Annotated in this window: 12 protein-coding genes; 8 read left to right on the top strand and 4 right to left on the bottom strand. The window is 72.4% G+C overall.

Annotated elements, in window-relative coordinates; translation table 11 throughout:
• Positions 1-12: 12 nt before the first annotated feature.
• Positions 13-306 carry a hypothetical protein gene (locus ACFPZ3_RS50500; RefSeq protein ID WP_379521585.1) on the bottom strand — a complete coding sequence of 98 codons (294 nt, stop codon included), beginning with the start codon at positions 304-306 and terminating at the stop codon, positions 13-15.
• Here ACFPZ3_RS50500 and ACFPZ3_RS50505 point away from each other — a divergent pair.
• Positions 305-1,111 (top strand): SWIM zinc finger family protein, encoded by an 807-nt coding sequence (locus ACFPZ3_RS50505; protein ID WP_379521586.1) that lies wholly within the window; start codon positions 305-307, stop codon positions 1,109-1,111. The genes ACFPZ3_RS50500 and ACFPZ3_RS50505 overlap by 2 nt on opposite strands.
• 27 nt (positions 1,112-1,138) lie before the next feature.
• Here the strand turns inward: ACFPZ3_RS50505 and ACFPZ3_RS50510 are convergent, their stop codons facing one another.
• Together ACFPZ3_RS50510 and ACFPZ3_RS50515 are read right to left on the bottom strand one after the other, a co-directional pair.
• Positions 1,139-2,248, bottom strand: coding sequence for a DUF5925 domain-containing protein (locus ACFPZ3_RS50510; protein WP_379521587.1), 1,110 nt, complete (start codon positions 2,246-2,248; stop codon positions 1,139-1,141).
• Positions 2,249-2,306: 58 nt separating this feature from the next.
• Positions 2,307-3,851, bottom strand: coding sequence for a serine/threonine protein kinase (locus ACFPZ3_RS50515; RefSeq protein ID WP_379521588.1), 1,545 nt, complete (start codon positions 3,849-3,851; stop codon positions 2,307-2,309).
• Positions 3,852-3,946: 95 nt separating this feature from the next.
• Between ACFPZ3_RS50515 and ACFPZ3_RS50520 the strand changes: the two genes are divergently transcribed.
• The 5 genes from ACFPZ3_RS50520 (at position 3,947) to scpA (ending at position 11,571) form a co-directional block, all read left to right on the top strand.
• Entirely contained in the window at positions 3,947-5,812 is a 1,866-nt protein-coding gene (locus ACFPZ3_RS50520; RefSeq protein WP_379521589.1) for a CASTOR/POLLUX-related putative ion channel, read from the top strand.
• 32 nt (positions 5,813-5,844) lie between these two features.
• On the top strand, positions 5,845-6,783 hold the full coding sequence (gene mtnA / locus ACFPZ3_RS50525; protein ID WP_379521590.1) for an S-methyl-5-thioribose-1-phosphate isomerase: 939 nt from the start codon (positions 5,845-5,847) through the stop codon (positions 6,781-6,783).
• Positions 6,784-6,865: 82 nt separating this feature from the next.
• On the top strand, positions 6,866-7,624 hold the full coding sequence (locus ACFPZ3_RS50530; protein WP_379521591.1) for a peptidoglycan recognition protein family protein: 759 nt from the start codon (positions 6,866-6,868) through the stop codon (positions 7,622-7,624).
• A gap of 75 nt (positions 7,625-7,699) precedes the next feature.
• Complete coding sequence (locus ACFPZ3_RS50535) at positions 7,700-9,427, top strand: methylmalonyl-CoA mutase family protein (protein ID WP_379521592.1); 1,728 nt, start codon at positions 7,700-7,702, stop codon at positions 9,425-9,427.
• Positions 9,424-11,571 carry a methylmalonyl-CoA mutase gene (gene scpA / locus ACFPZ3_RS50540; RefSeq protein ID WP_379521593.1) on the top strand — a complete coding sequence of 716 codons (2,148 nt, stop codon included), beginning with the start codon at positions 9,424-9,426 and terminating at the stop codon, positions 11,569-11,571. The genes ACFPZ3_RS50535 and scpA overlap by 4 nt, the downstream gene beginning before the upstream one ends.
• A 4-nt stretch (positions 11,572-11,575) precedes the next feature.
• Here the strand turns inward: scpA and ACFPZ3_RS50545 are convergent, their stop codons facing one another.
• A complete protein-coding gene (locus tag ACFPZ3_RS50545) occupies positions 11,576-13,717 on the bottom strand; it encodes a serine/threonine-protein kinase (RefSeq protein ID WP_379521594.1) in 2,142 nt (713 codons plus the stop codon).
• Positions 13,718-13,828: 111 nt separating this feature from the next.
• Here ACFPZ3_RS50545 and meaB point away from each other — a divergent pair, with 111 nt between their 5' ends.
• Together meaB and ACFPZ3_RS50555 are read left to right on the top strand one after the other, a co-directional pair.
• Positions 13,829-14,788 carry a methylmalonyl Co-A mutase-associated GTPase MeaB gene (gene meaB / locus ACFPZ3_RS50550; RefSeq protein ID WP_379521595.1) on the top strand — a complete coding sequence of 320 codons (960 nt, stop codon included), beginning with the start codon at positions 13,829-13,831 and terminating at the stop codon, positions 14,786-14,788.
• Between the two features lie 278 nt (positions 14,789-15,066).
• Entirely contained in the window at positions 15,067-17,241 is a 2,175-nt protein-coding gene (locus ACFPZ3_RS50555) for a CehA/McbA family metallohydrolase (protein WP_379521596.1), read from the top strand.
• Positions 17,242-17,279 lie beyond the last annotated feature (38 nt).

A 17,279-nucleotide genomic window follows, 5' to 3' on the forward strand; every position in this document is an offset into this window, starting at 1 on the left:
GGCGGCACGGCGTTATCCGGCCTCCAGGCCCACCCCAGATTCTTCAGCGGGCTGCTCTCCCAGGCCGCCCCGGCCGCCGCCGGGCTGCTGGCCGTGGCCGACGTGGCGCTCACCCGCTACCACCAGCCCCGGCCCGGCTGGACCCGCGACCCGGTGGTGACGTGCGACGGCGGGCGGCAGGGACCCGCTCCACCTGGGCGTCGGGCCCGACGAGCTGACCGTCACCACGCTCGACGGCGCGGTGGTGGAGAAGAAGGTGCCGCTGCCGTCGCGGTGGTTGCGCGGGTTCGCCGAGGTGCAGGTCATGGCCGCAGGGTGGGACCTGCGGGCCGAGCTGGCGGGCCCCCAGGCCGTACGCTTCCTGCGCTCCCTGCCCCGCTCCGCCCGCTCCACCGTCTGGGCCACCCCGGCCGGCCGCGACCTGCGCCTGTCCTCAGGGCCCGCGCCGGGCGGCGTCTGCCTGTCGGGCACCGGGCGGGTGGCCACGCTGCTGCCCCTGCTCAGATTCGCCAAGGCGCTGCGGGTGTACGGCCCCGCCGACGACTCCGCCACGACCAGCGCCTGGGAACTGGAACTGCCCGGCATGCGCTACACCCTGGCCGTCTCACCCGCGCCGTCGCGCGGCTTCTCCGGCGAGGGCCAGGTCCTGGACGACCTGTCCACCGACGAGGCCGCCGCCGACGCCGACGTGGTCGGCATGCTGCTCAACTTCGAGCCCACCGTCGAGCTGGGGCTGCTCGCCGACCGCTCCGGCCTGCCCATCGATCGGGTACGCGCCGCGCTCACCCAGCTCGGCACCTCCGGCCGCGTCGGCTACGACCTGCACGAGGCCGCCCACTTCCACCGGGAGCTGCCCTACGACAAGGACCAGGTGGCCGAGCTCAACCCACGCCTCACGGCGGCCAGGAGGCTGATCACCTCAAGGGCCGTACGCCTGCTGGCCGACGACCGCGCCGAGGTGACGACCGGGGGCGGGGTGCGGCTGGTGGCGGTGACGGAGGGGACGTGCACGTGCCCCTGGTGGTTCGACCATCGGGGGTCGCGCGGCCCCTGCAAGCACGTGCTGGCGGCCAGGATCGCCGCCCGCGTGGCGGTGGAGGCGGCCCTGTGACGGACGAGTCACCAACGCCGCACACGGTCAGAGGTAGAGGCCGGTGGACTCGTCGCCCGGTGTCGGGGTGATCTCGCGGCCCGCGCGCAGGGCGTACAGTTCCGCCAGCGTCGCCCCCGACGCACCCACGCCGTCCGGGGACCCCAGCCATGTGACCGCCTCTTCCTTGCTCAGCGGCCCCACCTCGACCTGCGCCAGGCAGCGGCCGGGGCGGACGACGGCGGGGTGGAGGCGGGCCAGGTCCTCGTTCGTGGTGATCGCCACCAGGACGTCGCGGCCCTGCCCGAGCAGCCCGTCGGTCAGGTTGAGCAGGCGTGAGAGCCCCTGCCCCGCCTGCGCCTTCGCGCCCGAGCTGATCAGCTCGTCGCAGTCCTCCAGCACCAGCAGCCGCCAGCGCTGCGCCTCCTCGTCGGTGTCGTAGCCGACCGCCACCTCCATCAGGTAGCCCGGCTCGTTGAACAGGCGCTCAGGATCGAGTACGCAGTCCACCTGGCACCAGTCGTGCCACTGCTTGGCCAGCGAGCGCAGCAGCGTGGTCTTGCCGGTGCCCGGCTGCCCGTGCAGGAGGATGAGGCGGCCGTTGACGTCGGCCGGGGTGATCGACATCAGCCGGTCGAGGGCCGGGCGGACCTTGGCCGTGTAGTTCGAGCTGATCTCGTCCCAGGGCTGGGCCGTGATCGGCTTCTCTGAGCGGGTGCCGCCGTGCATGCCCCGCCACCAGAAGCCCATCTCGATGTGGTCCACGTCGGGTGCGGCCTCTTCCGCCCCCTCGATGCTCTCCGCGAGCACCGTCTTGGCCAGGTCCTCGTTGACCGCGGTCACGCTCACGGTCGCGGTGCGGTTGCGGTGGCGTACGACGCGCAGGGTCCAGCCGTCGCCGCAGATCAGCCTCGACTCCGAGCCGTCCTCGACCCGCGCGGTACGCAGCACGCGCCCACCGGCGGGGGTGAGCGTGGCGTCAGGGCGTACGCGTTCCAGGTTGGCCAGCCGCGACCACGGCTGGACACCCGTCGCGAACGGCGACAACGCCAGCGCGTCGATGACGTCGATGGCGGAATCGGCGTCGTCGATCCAGATGTTCATCGGGAGCTCTGAGGAGTCCGGGCTGGGGAACGGCACCTCCCTGATCACAGACATACCGTTAATGATCTCCGTGTCGATGGCGGATGTCGAAGGGTTTAGACGGGGAAATCGCTTAGTTCTTCTTGAGGGTACCGGTCTGAGTGACGAGACCGGGGCCAGGCACGTCACGCCAGGTGTATGTGAGGTTGTCGCCGTCCCTGTCGAGGGTGATCGTTCCGGCGATGCAGTTACCCTCGTTCGGGCCCAGATAAAAGGTGAGACGGCTGGTCTCCACCTTGGTCAGGTTGATGGTGCCCCGGCAGTCGTCGTCCTGGTCCTTCTCCGACCACTCCGCGCTGGATTCGCCCTTCTCCAGCTTCACCTCGTTGTCGGCGCCGTCGGAGTCCAGGAAGTTCGTGCTGAGGGTGTGGCCCCGCCAGTCTCCCGCGAAGGTGGCCGGGATCTTCAGATCAGGATCAGACGTCTGCTCCGCCGTCTCCTCAGGGGTCGCCGTCTCCTCAGGGATCGCCGTTCCGTTGTCGGGCGTCTCCGTCGCGGTGCCGGGTTCCGTGCGTGCGGACTGCTCGGCCGACGGCGAGCGTACGGCGACTGTGCCGGGGGCGCGGTTCAGCAGCAGGACGGCGCCGCCGGCCACGGCGAGGGCGATCACCGCCGCCACGATGCCGATGAGCGGGCCCCGCCGGCGGTTCGCCCGCGCCGTTCCCGCAGTGGTGTGCGGCGGCGCCGGCGGTCCGGTGGGCCCGCCATCATGAGGCGCGGCGGGCCTGTCACCGGGGCGCGGGCCAGGGAACGCCGCGGGCGGGAAACCCTGAGGGCCCGAGCCTGACCCTTGAGAACCGGACCCAGGAGGCGGTGCGGGGCCGGGGGTGTTGGGGTTGATCAAGGAGACCATGAGGTGCCGGGCCGTCGGCCGGCGTGCCGGGTCCTTGGCCAGGCAGGACGCGAGCACCTCGCGCAGCCTGGGCGGCAGCGGCGACAGGTCAGGCTCGGCGTGCAGCACCCGGTGCAGCACGGCCGGCACGGTGTCGGCGCCGAACGGGCTCGTCCCCGTGGCCGCGTACACCATGGACGCCGCCCACGCGAACACGTCGGACGCCGGCCCGGCGGGCGAGCCGCCGATCTGCTCGGGCGCCAGATAGGCGGGCGTGCCGATCAGCCCCGAGGTCATCGTCGCCGCCCCCTCGGCCCTGGCGATGCCGAAGTCCACCACGCGCGGCCCGTCGGGGCCGAGCAGCACGTTGGCCGGCTTGAAGTCGCGGTGCACGACCCCGGCCGCGTGGATGGCGGCCAGCGCGGTGGCGGTGCCGACGACGAGGCGTTCGAGGTCGCCGCCGCGGAGGGGGCCGCGCTCGCGTACGCGGTCGGCCAGCGAGGGGCCGTCCACGAATTCGCTCACGACGAACGGCCGCTGCCCGCCGGTCGAGACGTCGATGACGCGCGCCGTGCAGAAGGAGGCGATGCTCTCCAGCGCGTCGAGCTCCCGCGCCAGCCGGGCCCGCGTCTCTTTGTCTCCCGTGCTCAGGAGCTTGATCGCGACCTGTTCGCCGTCCTCGGACCGGGCGAGATAGACCACGCCCTGGCCGCCTTCGCCGAGCCGGCCCGTCAGCCGGAACCCGCCCAGCGACGCCGGATCGTCGGGGGTGAGGGGGGTCGCCATGGCCGATACGTTACCGGTCGTCCTGCGAATGCAAAGATCCACCGGTACCTTGTGTCGTCGGGTGAAATCACTCCTTACGCGGAGGTATCGGGGAAGTGTCGAAGGTCACGTTCCGTGAACGGGCGCGTTACTGGTTCGACAACACCATGTCCAAGGGGACGGCGTCGCTGATCGGCTGGCTGGCGGTGGTGTCGGTCGGGCTGATCGTGGTGGTGGCGGGGCTGACGTTGTGGGTCGCGCCCGAAGAGCCCGAGGGTGTGGGGCATGCCGGGGAAGTGCTCTGGATCACGCTCATGCACGCGCTCACCCCGAGCAAGGTGGCGAGCGACAAGGGCTCGATGGCGTACATGACAGTGATGTTCGCCGGGTCGCTGGGCGGCCTGTTCATCGTCAGCATGCTCGTCGGCCTGCTGTCGAACGGCCTCAAGCAGAAGGTGGACCGCCTGCGCAGGGGCCGTTCGCGGATCGTGGAGTCGGGGCACACGGTGATCCTCGGCTGGTCCGACCAGATGTTCACGATCGTCACCGAGCTGGCCAAGGCGCAGGCCAGCCAGAAGGGCACGGTCATCGCCGTACTGGCGGAACGTGACAAGCTGGAGATGGAGGAGGACATCCGCGAGCACGTCGGCGACCTCGGCAGGACCCGGCTGGTCTGCCGCACCGGGCGGCCCACCGAGCCGCGCGACCTCGCGCTGATGAACCTCGCCAGCGCCCGCTCCGTCGTCGTGCTCTCGCCCGAGAGCGAGGACTCCGACGCTCACGTGATCAAGATCCTGCTCGCCCTGGCCAAGCGGCAGGGCGTGCACCCGCCGGTCGTCGCCGGGCTCGCCTCCAGCCGCAACATCGCCGCCGCCCGTCTGGCCGGCGGCCAGGACGTGCACCTGGTCGACTCCGACGACACCGCCTCGCGGCTCATCGTGCAGTCCTCCCGCCAGTCCGGGATGTCCGTGGTCTGCATGGACCTGCTCAACTTCGACGGCGGCGAGATCTATCTGCGCACCCCGAAGAAGCTCGTGGGCGTCACCTACGGGGACGCGCTGCACGCCTACCAGACCGCCTCCGCGATCGGCCTGCGCCGGCCCACAGGCGTCGTGCTGAACCCGCCCATGGACACCGTCATCAACGCCGACGACGAGGTCATCGTCATCGCGCACGACGACTCCCACGTGCGCCTGGCCGCCGGCAAGCCGTCCCTGGACGAGGCCGCCATCGTCGTGGCGGGCAAGCGGGCCACCGAGCCCGAGCGCACGCTCCTGCTCAACTGGAACGGCCGCGCCGAGCAGATCATCCGCTACCTCGACGGCTACGTCGCCCCAGGCTCGGTCCTGGAGGTCGCCGCCGACCACCCCAAGGCCGGTACGAGCCTCGCGGGCCTGCGCAACCTCACCGTGAACGTCAAGGACTGCGACACCACCGACAGGTTCGCCCTGGAGTCCCTCGGCGTCGGCCTCTTCCAGCACGTCATCGTGCTCTCCGACGACCGCTTCGACCCGCACCACTCCGACACGCGCACCCTCATGACGCTGCTGCAGCTGCGCGACATGCAGAGCACGCTGGGCGAGCACTACTCGATCGTCAGCGAGATGCACGACGAGAACAACCGCGCCCTGGCCGAGGTCACCGAGGCCGACGACATCGTGATCAGCGACACCGTCATCGGCCTGCTCCTGGCCCAGCTCGCCGAGAACCGGCACCTGGCGGACGTGTTCGCCTACCTCTTCGACTCGCGCGGCTCGGAGATCTACCCGCGCCCCGCGGGCGACTACGTGCGGCCGGGCACGACGGTGTCGTTCTCCACCGTCGTGGAGTCGGCGCGGCGCAGGCACGAGACCGCCATCGGCTATCGCGACGCAGAAAGGCGCAATGACCCGCCGCACTACGGCATCGTCCTGAACCCCGACAAGGCGGAGCCTCTCGTCCTCGGTGAGCGGGACTCGGTGATCGTCCTGGCCGAACGCTGAATACGGCCCGGTCGCTAAGTTAGCGTTTGCGTGTGAGGACCATCGACTGGGTCGACGGGGCCGTCGAGCTCGTGGACCAGACCCTGCTGCCCGACAAGTGCGTCATGCTGCGCATTCACTCCGTCGCCGAGCTCGTGGACGCCATCCGCCGGCTGGCCGTGCGCGGCGCGCCCGCGCTCGGCGTGGCCGGGGCGCTCGGCGTCGTGCTCGCCGACGGCGACTCCGCCCAGATCGCCGAGCTGCGCGCGGCCCGGCCCACCGCCGTCAATCTCGCCTGGGGCGTCGACCAGGCCGCCACCTATGTGCCCAGGGGTCGCGAGGCGGTGCTGGCCGCCGCGCTGCGCGTACGCGACGACGACATCGCCGCCTGCCGGGCCATGGGCGAGCGCGGGGCCGACCTGCTCGAAGGCGACCGCCTCCGGATCATGACCGTGTGCAACACCGGCGGGCTGGCCGCCGTCGAACGCGGCACCGCGCTCGGCGTCGTCCAGACCCTGCACGAGCGCGGGCGGCTGGCCGAGGTGCTCGCCCTGGAGACCCGGCCGCTGCTGCAGGGCGCCAGGCTCACGACGTGGGAGCTGGCCAGGATGGGGGCGCCGCATTTCCTCATCGCCGACTCCGCGGGACCCTACCTGCTGGCCAAGGGCGGGGTGGACGCGGTGCTCATCGGCGCCGACCGCATCGCCGCCAACGGCGACACCGCCAACAAGATCGGCTCGTACGCGCTCGCGCTCGGCGCGGAACGGGCCGGCGTGCCCTTCATCGTGGTCGCGCCCGAGTCCACGATCGACCAGAACACCCCGTCGGGCGACCAGATCGAGATCGAGGACCGGGGCGCGGACGAGGTGGTGGCCATCAGAGGCGTCCGGCTGGCGCCGGAGGGGACCCGGGCGCTGAACCCGGCGTTCGACGTGACACCGCACGACCTGATCAGCGCCATCGTGACGGACCAGCGGGTGATCAGACCGTAGCCGAAAATCGGCGATCTCCGGACCCGTCCGCGTCCCCCGCGTTACGCTCGGTCGTCCCTACAGCGACCCTTCGGAGTTCACCGTGGCCATCGACCTGGTGTTACGGCGCGATTGGAACGCCCGCGCGCCGCGCGGCGACTACACACAGCTCGACTCCACCAAGGGAGTCAAAGTTCACTACACGGGCGGAAGAGTCGATCCGGGCATCGTCTCCGACCACGCTCAGTGCGTGGCCATGGTGCGGTCGATCCAGGGCTACCACATGGACGGGAACGGCTGGATCGACATCGGATACACGTATGTGACGTGTCCGCACAGGAAGGTGTTCGAGGGGCGCGGCCTGCACCACCTGCCCGCCGCCAACGGCCCCGGCCTCAACGCGGGCCACTACGCCGTGCTCGGGCTCGTCGGCAACGCCGGCCTCGTCCAGCCGACCGACGGCATCCTGCACGCGATCCTCGACGCGATCCAGTACGTACGCGACCACGGCCGCGCCGGCAAGGAGATCAAGGGCCACCGCGACGGGTACGCCACCGACTGCCCCGGCGACCCCCTCTACGCCTGGGTCAAACGCGGCGCCCCCCGGCCGGGGAACAGCGGTCCCACGGCCCCGCCGTTCCCCGGGCGGCTGCTGAAGTATCCGCCGGTGATCCAGGGGGAGGACGTGCGGACCTGGCAGGCGCAGATGAGCACGCGCGGCTGGGAGCTGGACGTGGACGGCGCCTACGGTTCCGCGTCGCGTGAGGTGTGCCTGCGGTTCCAGCGGCAGCAGGGCCAGGATGACGACGGGATCGTGGGGCCGATCACGTGGCGGTTGGCCTGGGAGGCGCCGATCGGTTAGGAACCGATCACGTGGCGGTTGTGTCGCGCCGCCCCGGGGTTACTGCGTGCGCGGGCTTCCGCCTACTATCCGAACATGGAACTGGCAGCGGGGTTCGCGTCCATATCCCGAGACGACTGGCGCGCGCTGGCGGCGGAAGTTCTGCGCAAGTCCGGCATCTCCGACTCGCGCTCGCCGGAGGACGTGTTGTCCAGGACGACCTACGACGGGGTGACGGTCGCGCCTCTGTACGACGCGGACGATCTGCCCGGTGATCCCGGGTCGCCCGGGGCCCAGCCCTTCGTGCGCGGGTCCCGGGCCGCCGCCGGGTGGGACGTGCGGCAGCGGCACGCCGTGGCCGACCCCGAGGCCGTGCTCGCCGATCTGGAGCACGGCGTCACCTCGTTGTGGCTGGTCGTCGGCGACGACGCGATCCCGGTGGACCGGCTCGGCGCGGTGCTCGAGGACGTCCGCCTCGACCTGGCGCCGGTCGTGCTGGAGGCCGGGGCGCGGACACGCGAGGCAGCCGGGGTCCTCTTCGGCCTGGCCGCCGCGCGTGGCGTCACGCTGAGCGGGAACCTCGGGGCCCGCGGGCAGGTCGCGGTCGAGCTGGCCGCGCGTTGCGCCGCCGAGTTCCCGGGGTTGCGGGCCGTCACCGTGGACGCGACGCCGTACCACGACGCGGGCGCGAGCGACGCCGAGGAGCTGGCCTGCTCGATCGCCGCGGGCCTGGCCGAACTGCGGTCTCTCACCGCCGGCGGGCTCTCCGTCGGCCAGGCGCTGGGGCAGATCGAGTTCCGGTACGCCGCCACCGCCGACCAGTTCGCCACCATCGCCAAACTGCGGGCCGCGCGCCGCCTGTGGGCCAGGGTCGCCGAGGTCTGCGGCGCGCCCGAGGCCGGCGGGCAGCGGCAGCACGCGGTCACCAGTTCGGCCATGATGACCGCCCGCGACCCATGGGTGAACATGCTCCGCACCACCCTGGCCTGCTTCGCCGCCGGGGTGGGCGGGGCGGAGGCGGTCACCGTGCAGCCGTTCGACGCCTGCCTCGGACTGCCGGACGCCTTCTCCCGGCGCATCGCCCGCAACACGCAGTCGCTGCTGCTGGAGGAGTCGGGCCTGGGGCGCGTGATCGATCCCGCGGGCGGCTCCTGGTACGTCGAACGCCGCACCGCCGACCTCGCCGACGCCTCCTGGTCCTTCTTCCAGGAGATCGAGGCGGCCGGGGGCATCGAGGCGGCCGAGCCCCTCGTGTCCGGCCGCGTCGCCGCCACCCGGGCCCGCCGCGCCGACGACGTCGCGCACCGCCGCTTCCCGATCACGGGCGTGAGCGAGTTCCCTGACGTCGAGGAGAAACGCCCCTCGCGGGAAGGGCCGGGGCCGGCGAAGGGGCGGTACGCGGAGCCGTTCGAGCGGTTGCGGGATCGGGCCGACGCGTGGGCCGACGCGCGGGCCGAGCGCCCCAAGGTGTTCCTGGCCACCATCGGCCCCCTGGCCGCCCACACCGCCAGGGCCGCCTTCGCCGCGAACCTGTTCCAGGCCGGCGGGCTGGCCACCGAGAACGCCGGCCCCGGGGCCGACCCCGAGCAGATCGCCACCGCCTTCGCCGTGAGCGGCGCCACCGTGGCCTGCCTCTGCTCCAGCGACAAGCTGTACGCCCAGCACGCCGCCGCCGTCGCCACCGCCCTGCGCAAGGCGGGCGCGAGAAAGGTGTGGCTGGCGGGGAAGGGGCAGTACGAGGGCGTGGACGCCAACCTGTACGCGGGTTGCGACGCGCTGGCCGTGCTCAGCGAGACCTTCGACGACCTGGAGGCGACCCGATGATCCCCGACTTCTCCGGCATCCCGCTCAACCCCCTGCCCTGGCCGGCGGAGCAGGGCCCGGAGGCGGCGGGCGAGGTGTGGGAGACGCCAGAGGGCATCGGGGTCAAGCCGCTCTACACCGCCGCCGACCTCGACGGCCTCGACTTCCTGCGCACCTACCCCGGCGCCGCCCCCTACCTGCGCGGCCCGTACCCCACCATGTACGTCAACCAGCCCTGGACCATCCGCCAGTACGCGGGCTTCTCCACGGCCGGCGACTCCAACGCCTTCTACCGCCGCAACCTGGCCGCCGGGCAGAAGGGCCTGTCGGTGGCCTTCGACCTGGCCACGCACCGCGGCTACGACTCCGACCATCCCCGGGTGGCCGGTGACGTGGGCATGGCGGGGGTGGCGATCGACTCGATCTACGACATGCGGCAGTTGTTCGACGGGATCCCGCTCGACCGCATGTCGGTGTCCATGACCATGAACGGCGCCGTGCTGCCCGTCCTCGCGCTGTACATCGTGGCGGCCGAGGAGCAGGGCGTCGCGCCGGAGGAACTCGCGGGGACGATCCAGAACGACATCCTCAAAGAGTTCATGGTACGCAATACCTACATTTATCCCCCAACACCGTCGATGCGGATCATTTCGGATATCTTCGCGTATACGAGCGAAAAGATGCCGAAATTTAATTCGATCAGCATTTCTGGCTACCACATTCAGGAAGCTGGGGCCACCTGCGACCTCGAGCTGGCCTACACGCTCGCCGACGGCGTCGAATACCTGCGCGCCGGGGTGGCCGCGGGCATGGACATCGACCGGTTCGCGCCGCGCCTGTCGTTCTTCTGGTGCATCGGCATGAACTTCTTCATGGAGGTCGCCAAGCTCCGCGCCGCCCGGCTGCTCTGGGCCAGGCTCGTGGCCGGGTTCGGCGCGAAGAACCCGAAGTCGCTGAGCCTGCGTACGCACAGCCAGACCTCCGGCTGGTCGCTGACCGCGCAGGACGTCTTCAACAACGTCGCCCGCACGTGCGTCGAGGCCATGGCCGCCACCCAGGGCCACACGCAGTCCCTGCACACCAACGCCCTGGACGAGGCGCTCGCGCTGCCCACCGACTTCTCCGCCCGCATCGCCCGCAACACCCAGCTCCTCCTGCAGCAGGAGTCCGGCACCACGCAGGTGATCGACCCCTGGGGCGGCTCCTACTACGTCGAGCGCCTCACCCACGACCTCGCCGAGCGCGCCTGGGAGCACATCCAGGAGGTCGAGGCCGCGGGCGGCATGGCCAAGGCGATCGAGGCGGGGCTGCCCAAGCTGCGCATCGAGGAGGCCGCCGCCCGCACGCAGGCCCGCATCGACTCGGGCCGCCAGCCGGTGATCGGCGTCAACAAGTACCGGGCCGAGGGCGACGAGACGATCGAGGTGCTCAAGGTCGACAACAGCGCCGTACGCGCCGAGCAACTCGACAAACTCGCCCGCCTCAGGGCCGAACGTGACGGCGAGGCCGTGCGGCGCGCCCTCGACGCGCTCACCAAGGCCGCCGGGCACCCCGCCCCCGGCCTGGAGCACAACCTGCTCAAGCTGGCCGTGGACGCCGCCCGCGCCAAGGCCACCGTGGGGGAGATCTCCGACGCGCTGGAGCTGGTGTTCGGCCGGCACGCCGAGCAGGTGCGTACCATCACTGGCGTGTACCGCGACGAGTCGGGCCCGGCCGGCAACATCGAACGCGTCCGATCCGCCTGCGACGACTTCGCCAGGGCCGAGGGGCGACGCCCGCGCATCCTGGTCGCCAAGATGGGCCAGGACGGCCACGACCGCGGCCAGAAGGTGATCGCCACCGCCTTCGCCGACCTGGGCTTCGACGTGGACGTCGGCCCGCTGTTCCAGACGCCCGAGGAGGTCGCCAGGCAGGCGGTCGAGGCCGACGTGCACATCGTGGGCGTCTCGTCGCTGGCCGCCGGGCACCTCACGCTGGTGCCCGCGCTGCGCCGGGCCCTGGCCGGTCTCGACGCCGCCGACATCATGATCGTCGTGGGCGGCGTCATCCCGCCCGGCGACCACGACGACCTGCGCGAGGCGGGCGCCGCCGCGATCTTCCCGCCGGGCACGGTGATCGCCGACGCCGCGCTCGACCTGGTGGAGCAGCTCAGGAACCGCTCATAGCCCGTCAGTACGTCGCCGGGTCGCACATCATGACCGAGACCGTCCGTTCGGCGGTGACCGGCGCGGTGATCCGGAGGGTGACGCTGTGCGTGCCGCCCGTGGTGCTCTGGAGTGTTCTGGGCGAGGTGAGATAGCGCTGGCCGTTCTCGGAGATGACCGCCGAGGCCCGGCCCGCCGACGCGCCGTCGATCAGCCAGGTGTAGCTGAAGGTCACCGGGCCGCCCGCACGGCGTACCAGCGCGCGCAGGCTCACCTCGCCGCCGGTCCAGCAGTCGCCGTCCTTGGTGCCGCCGGCGCGCACGTACATGACCCGGAGGCGGTCGACGTCGGCCGCCGGGGTGGCGGTGACGCCCTCGCCGTCGCTCGGGACGGTGCTCGGGGTGCCGTCCGTCTGCGGGGTCGCCCTGCTACGGGTCCGCCCGGGGCTGGGCGTGGCCGGGGCCGTCGTGGGGTTGCCGACGACGGCGATGTTCTTGGTCTTGGGGGTGGGCGTGGTGGGGGTGAGCCAGACGATGGCCATGGCCAGCGCGCACACGCACACGGCGGAGACGGCCGCGATGAGCACCGTCTTGACCCGCCGCCCCCGGGACCTCGGGGGCGCCGCGCCGCCGCTCTCCACACTCGTGCCCGCCCCGGCCTCGTGCGGACCGGCCGGGGGAGCTTGCGGGAGCCGGTCGTGCGCATCGGCCCCGTGCGCGAATCGGTCGTGCGGCCCCGGCCCGTGCGGGCCGTGCGGCCCCTGCCCGTGCTGGCCGTGCGGCCCCTGCCCGTTCCCGTCGTTCTGGGACTCCACCGGGGAGGCGAGGTCGAACAGGGCCTGGAGCGGCGAGGCGTCCTGGCCGGAGTCCTGGTGTGCGCCGGGCGCCATCCCATGGTGCGCGTCGGCCGGGTGCTGGTGCGGCGAGGAGCCCTGGTGAGGGCCGCCCATCGCCTGGTGCGCCGCCTGGGCTTGCTGGTGCTGGTCCCGGGGCCTGCGGCGGATGGGCGTCTCGGCCGTGCCCTGGTGCGGGCTGCCGGCCTGGCGCGGGGGCAGGCCCTGGCCGGTCCCGCCGCCCGGCTGTCCTGGCGCGTGCGGACGGCCGGGCGCGCCCTGGGAGCGGCTCTGGTGCGCGGCCGTGTCGCGACCGGCGGCGGGGTCGGCGGGGTCGGCGGCCTGCTCCCGCGAGCGCTCCTGGGCCGCCTCCCAGGAGCGGTCGGGCGTCTGCTCATAGCCCTGATAGCGGGTCGCAGGCTGGTCGAGGGTCTGCTGCCAGGCCGCCGCCTGCTCGGAGGACGTGGGACGGGCCGAGGGCTGCTCGGAGGACGCGGCCTGATCGGAGGCGGCCTGTCCGGGGTGCGGGGCCGCGTAAGGAGTGGAGGGCCGCCGCGAGGGGGCGGCCAGGCGCAGCAGGACGTCGCGCATCGGCGGGCGGGCCGCCGGGTCCTTGGCCAGGCAGGCGGAGACGATGTCGCGCAGTGGCCGTCCCAGCTCCCCGAGCTGCGGTTCCTCACGCAGGATGCGGTTGATCACCACGGGCAGCGCGTCGTCGCCGAACGGCGGCACGCCGGTGGCCGCGTACACGAGGACGGCCGCCCACCCGAACACGTCCGCCGCCGCCCCGACGGCCTTGCCCGCGAGCTGCTCGGGCGCCATGTACGCGGGCGTCCCCACGATGTTGCTGGTCGCCTTCATGCCCGAGCCCAGCGCCCCGGCGATGCCGAAGTCGACCACCTGGGCCCCGTCGGGCCCGAGCAGGACGTTGGACGGCGTGAAGTCGCCGTGGACGACGCCTGCCTGGTGGATGGCGTCGAGCGCGGTCGCGGTCGCCACGGCGAGCCGCTGGAGCTCCGCCCCGCCGCGCCGTCCGGCCTGCTGCAGCGATGGGCCGTCCACGTACTCGGACACGATGTACGGCCTGCCGCTGGTCGAGGCGTCGAGCACCTGCGCGAGGCAGAACGGCTCGACCTTGCGCGCGGCGGCGATCTCCTTGGCCAGGCGCGCGCCTACGGCGAGCCCCTCGCGCAGCACCTTGACGGCGACGGGGGTCCCGTTGCGTGCCTGACCGAGGTAGACGACACCGTGGCCGCCCGCGCCGAGCCGACCGACCAGCCGGTAGGGTCCCACCGCTGCCGGGTCGCCCTCGCGAAGGGGTTCGACGTTGGGCATGAGGGGAGTGACTCCTGTGACGGCTGAGACAAGAACTCCAGCACCATACTGGCAAAAGTCAATATTTGTCAGAAGTTAGGCTGATCAACTGCGAAGAAAGGAGTAAACCGGGTGCATTCGCTGGAGGACTACGCCCAGGGTGTAAGGGCGGGCTCCCGAACCTGGATCGCCCGCTCCATCACGCTTGTCGAGTCGACCAGGCCCGACCACCTGGCGCTGGCGCAGCGGCTGCTCGTCGAGCTGACCCCGTTCTCCGGGCAGGCCCGCCGGGTCGGCATCTCGGGCGTGCCGGGCGTGGGGAAGTCCACGTTCATCGACGCCCTCGGCACGCGCCTGACCGCGCAGGGGCACAAGGTCGCCGTGCTGGCCGTGGACCCCTCCTCCACCAGGACGGGCGGCAGCATCCTCGGCGACAAGACCCGCATGTCGCGGTTGTCGGCCGACCCCCACGCCTTCATCCGCCCCTCGCCGACCTCCGGCACCCTGGGCGGCGTCACCAAGGCCACCAGGGAGGCCATGGTGGTCGTGGAGGCGGCCGGGTTCGACGTCGTCCTGGTCGAGACCGTCGGCGTCGGGCAGTCGGAGACGTCCGTGGCGGACATGGTGGACACCTTCCTGCTGCTCACCCTGGCCCGCACCGGCGACCAGCTTCAGGGCATCAAGAAGGGCGTGCTGGAGCTGGCCGACGTCATCGCGGTCAACAAGGCCGACGGCGAGCACGAGCTGCCCGCCAGGAAGGCCGCCCGCGAGCTGTCGGGTGCGCTGCGCATGTTGCGCACCGACGCCACCCCGCCGTCCGTGATGACCTGCAGCGGGATCACCGGGGACGGGCTGGACAAGCTCTGGCGGCACGTGCTGGCCCACCAGGACTCCCTCGACCTGGCCGCCAAGCGCCGCCGCCAGCAGGTCCGCTGGACCTGGACACTGGTGCACGACCGGCTGCTGTCCGAGCTCCGCAACGACCCGGAGGTGGCCGCGATCACGGCCGAGGTGGAGCGGGAGGTGCTGGCGGGCGAGATCACCCCGGCGCTGGCGGCCGACCGCCTCCTGTCCGTCTTCAAACGCCCCTGAACCGGCGGCGGATCTCCACCCGGCCCGCTCGGCGGGCTGTCCGCCTTCAACCGCCCCTGAACCGGCGGCGGATCTCCACCCGGCCGGCCAGGCGGGCTGTCCGCCTTCGTGCACCTTTGGGCAACCGCCGATCCGAGGCCGGAGCAGCATCGGAATCCCCCGGGTGGAGATACCTCTCCCGAGGTTGAAGTTTCCCCCTCCCCCTGCTCGGCGCCGCCCGGAAGGGCCGCGTGATCCGTGTCACGATGTCGCGCAACCGACGTGGGGAGTGGCGCCAGATGAGTGCGGAACCGATGCTGCCCGGAAGCGTGAACGACGCCTTGGAGGAGTACGGCCGCCTCCTCGACGAGCACGGCATCACCTGGGGCGAACCGGAGATCCACTATGTGAAGTTCTTCGCCAGGCGCAGGGTGCTGCCACCCAGGTTGTTCGAGCGGTTCTGGGGGCTGGTGTTCAAGGCGGTCGCGGAGAGCCATCCCGACGAGCCGCGCGAACAGCTCGCCGCCAGGCTGGCCGAGCCGGACTACGACCGCGTGCTCCGTGACACCCTCGACGGCGAGTTGCCCGGTCACCTCGTCGCCGTGCGCGTCGAGGCCGGCGGCGTCCGGTTGGAAGGCGAGCCGCGCACGGTCCTGCTGCCCGCCGAGGGGCGGCGTCCGGTGGGGGACCTGTCGTTCATCGTGCGGCCGGCCGGCGCGCGCAGGCCCGGGCCACCGCTCTGGAAGGCCCCGTCCGTGCCGCTGCCGGGGCGCGGCGAGGAACGGATCTCCCTGCTCATCGACTCCCACAGGAACGAGCCCTGCCTGGTGAGCGTGGATGAGACCCAGCGGCTCCTGGACCCGCGCGGCGCCTGGCTGGTCGAGGTGGACCAGGACAGCATCGTCGTCGTGGACGGCGCCCGCGTCCGCCTGGACACCCTCCTGCGGCCCATCCCGTCGGCCACGCTCCGCCTGGCGGCCGGGATGGCCTGCCGGTGGAGCGTGGTGGCCGCCGACGGCAGCGGCTGGTTCCCGCCCGACACCCCCAACCGCTACGACTACCACGGCCGCCCCTACTTCCACGGCGACGGGCTCGTCCTGGAGGTCCCGTGCCTGGCGCTGACGGTCAGGGTGGCCAGGGGCATGGAGTACGACGAGGCGGAGCTGCGGCTCACCCCGCGGCCCGGCAGGGAGCACCTGGTCGAGCTGACCCCCGCCCGCCTGTACGACGCGGCTTCCCGGGGCTGGTACGGCGGCGACATGCACGTGCACCTCAACTGGGCCGGCGACCTGGTGGCCGTGCCCGCCGACGCCGCCGCCGCGCAGCACGGCGAGGACCTGCACGTGCTCAACCTGCTGGCCGGCAACGTCTCGGGCCGGCGCGTCTATGACCGCGAGGCCCTGGAGCACTGGACGGACAGGGACCTGCCGTGGTCCGACGGCACGCACGTGGCCAGGATGGGCGTCGAGTACCGCAACGACCTGCTCGGCCACATCTACGCCTTCGCCCCGCGCGCGGCCCCCGGCCGCTACCACACCGGCTTCGCGGGCGACGCCGACTGGCCGCCCAACGCCGACGGGCTGCGGGAGCTGCGCGGGCTCGGTGCGCTGGTCGGCTACAGCCACCCTTTTCGCACGCCCATCGGCGACGGCGACCCGCCCAAGGGCGTCGTCACGCCCGTGCCGCGCAACTGCGCCGCCCGCGAGCTGGTCGCCGACGCCGCGCTCGGGCTCGTGGACAGCCTCGACGTGCTCACCCACGCCTCGATCCCGGCGACGGCGGCGGTGTACCGGCGGCTGATCGGCGCGGGCAACCGGCTGGCCGTGACGGCGGGCACGGACGCGATGATCTCCTTCACCCGCTCCGACAACCAGTCCAACCCGCCCGGCTGGGCCCGCGTCTACGCCCAGATCGAGGGGGAGCTGACCGCCCGCTCGTTCGCGGCGGCCGTACGCGCGGGCCGTACGTTCGCCACCACCGGTCCCTGGCTGGAGCTGTCGGTGGACGGTCACGGCCCCGGCCACGTGATCAACGCCCGCGGGGGCGACCGCGTCCGCGTCACGGCCACCGCCGTCGGCCCGGAGGTGGCGGCCGTGCGGATCCGCACCGCGGACGGGGTGTGGGCGGGGGCGGAGCGGCTGCCGGCCGACTACCGGCGGCAGAGCGAGGAACGGCTGACCGCGACGGCCGAACTGCGCGTGGACGGGCCCACGTACGTGGTGGCCGAGGTCCTGTGCGAGCAGCACCCGCGCACCCTGACCGCCACCGGGTACGCCCTGACCAGCCCCGTCTACGTGGACGTGGACGGCAGGCAGGTCGCCAGGCGCGAGGACGTGCTCTGGTGCCTGGAGTGGCTGGACCTGCTGGAGGAGCTGATCAGACAGCACGGCCGGCTGGCCAGCCCGTACCAGTTCGGCGACCACGTCTCCCTGCTGCAGCAGGCCCGCACGATCTACCAGGCCCGGCTGAGCTGACCCCGGGGCGCGCGGTTTCAGGCCAGTTGTGTTAAATT

The sequence above is a fragment of the Nonomuraea insulae genome (genome assembly GCF_042656245.1).

Excerpts from the sequence above, each read along its gene's own strand:
- ACFPZ3_RS50505 (WP_379521586.1), top strand. The coding sequence starts at position 305 with ATGGCCGCAGGGTGGGACCTGCGGGCCGAGCTGGCGGGCCCCCAGGCC.
- ACFPZ3_RS50500 (WP_379521585.1), bottom strand. The coding sequence starts at position 306 with ATGACCTGCACCTCGGCGAACCCGCGCAACCACCGCGACGGCAGCGGC.
- ACFPZ3_RS50510 (WP_379521587.1), bottom strand. The coding sequence starts at position 2,248 with ATGTCTGTGATCAGGGAGGTGCCGTTCCCCAGCCCGGACTCCTCAGAG.
- ACFPZ3_RS50515 (WP_379521588.1), bottom strand. The coding sequence starts at position 3,851 with ATGGCGACCCCCCTCACCCCCGACGATCCGGCGTCGCTGGGCGGGTTC.
- ACFPZ3_RS50535 (WP_379521592.1), top strand. The coding sequence starts at position 7,700 with ATGGAACTGGCAGCGGGGTTCGCGTCCATATCCCGAGACGACTGGCGC.
- scpA (WP_379521593.1), top strand. The coding sequence starts at position 9,424 with ATGATCCCCGACTTCTCCGGCATCCCGCTCAACCCCCTGCCCTGGCCG.
- ACFPZ3_RS50545 (WP_379521594.1), bottom strand. The coding sequence starts at position 13,717 with ATGCCCAACGTCGAACCCCTTCGCGAGGGCGACCCGGCAGCGGTGGGA.
- ACFPZ3_RS50555 (WP_379521596.1), top strand. The coding sequence starts at position 15,067 with ATGAGTGCGGAACCGATGCTGCCCGGAAGCGTGAACGACGCCTTGGAG.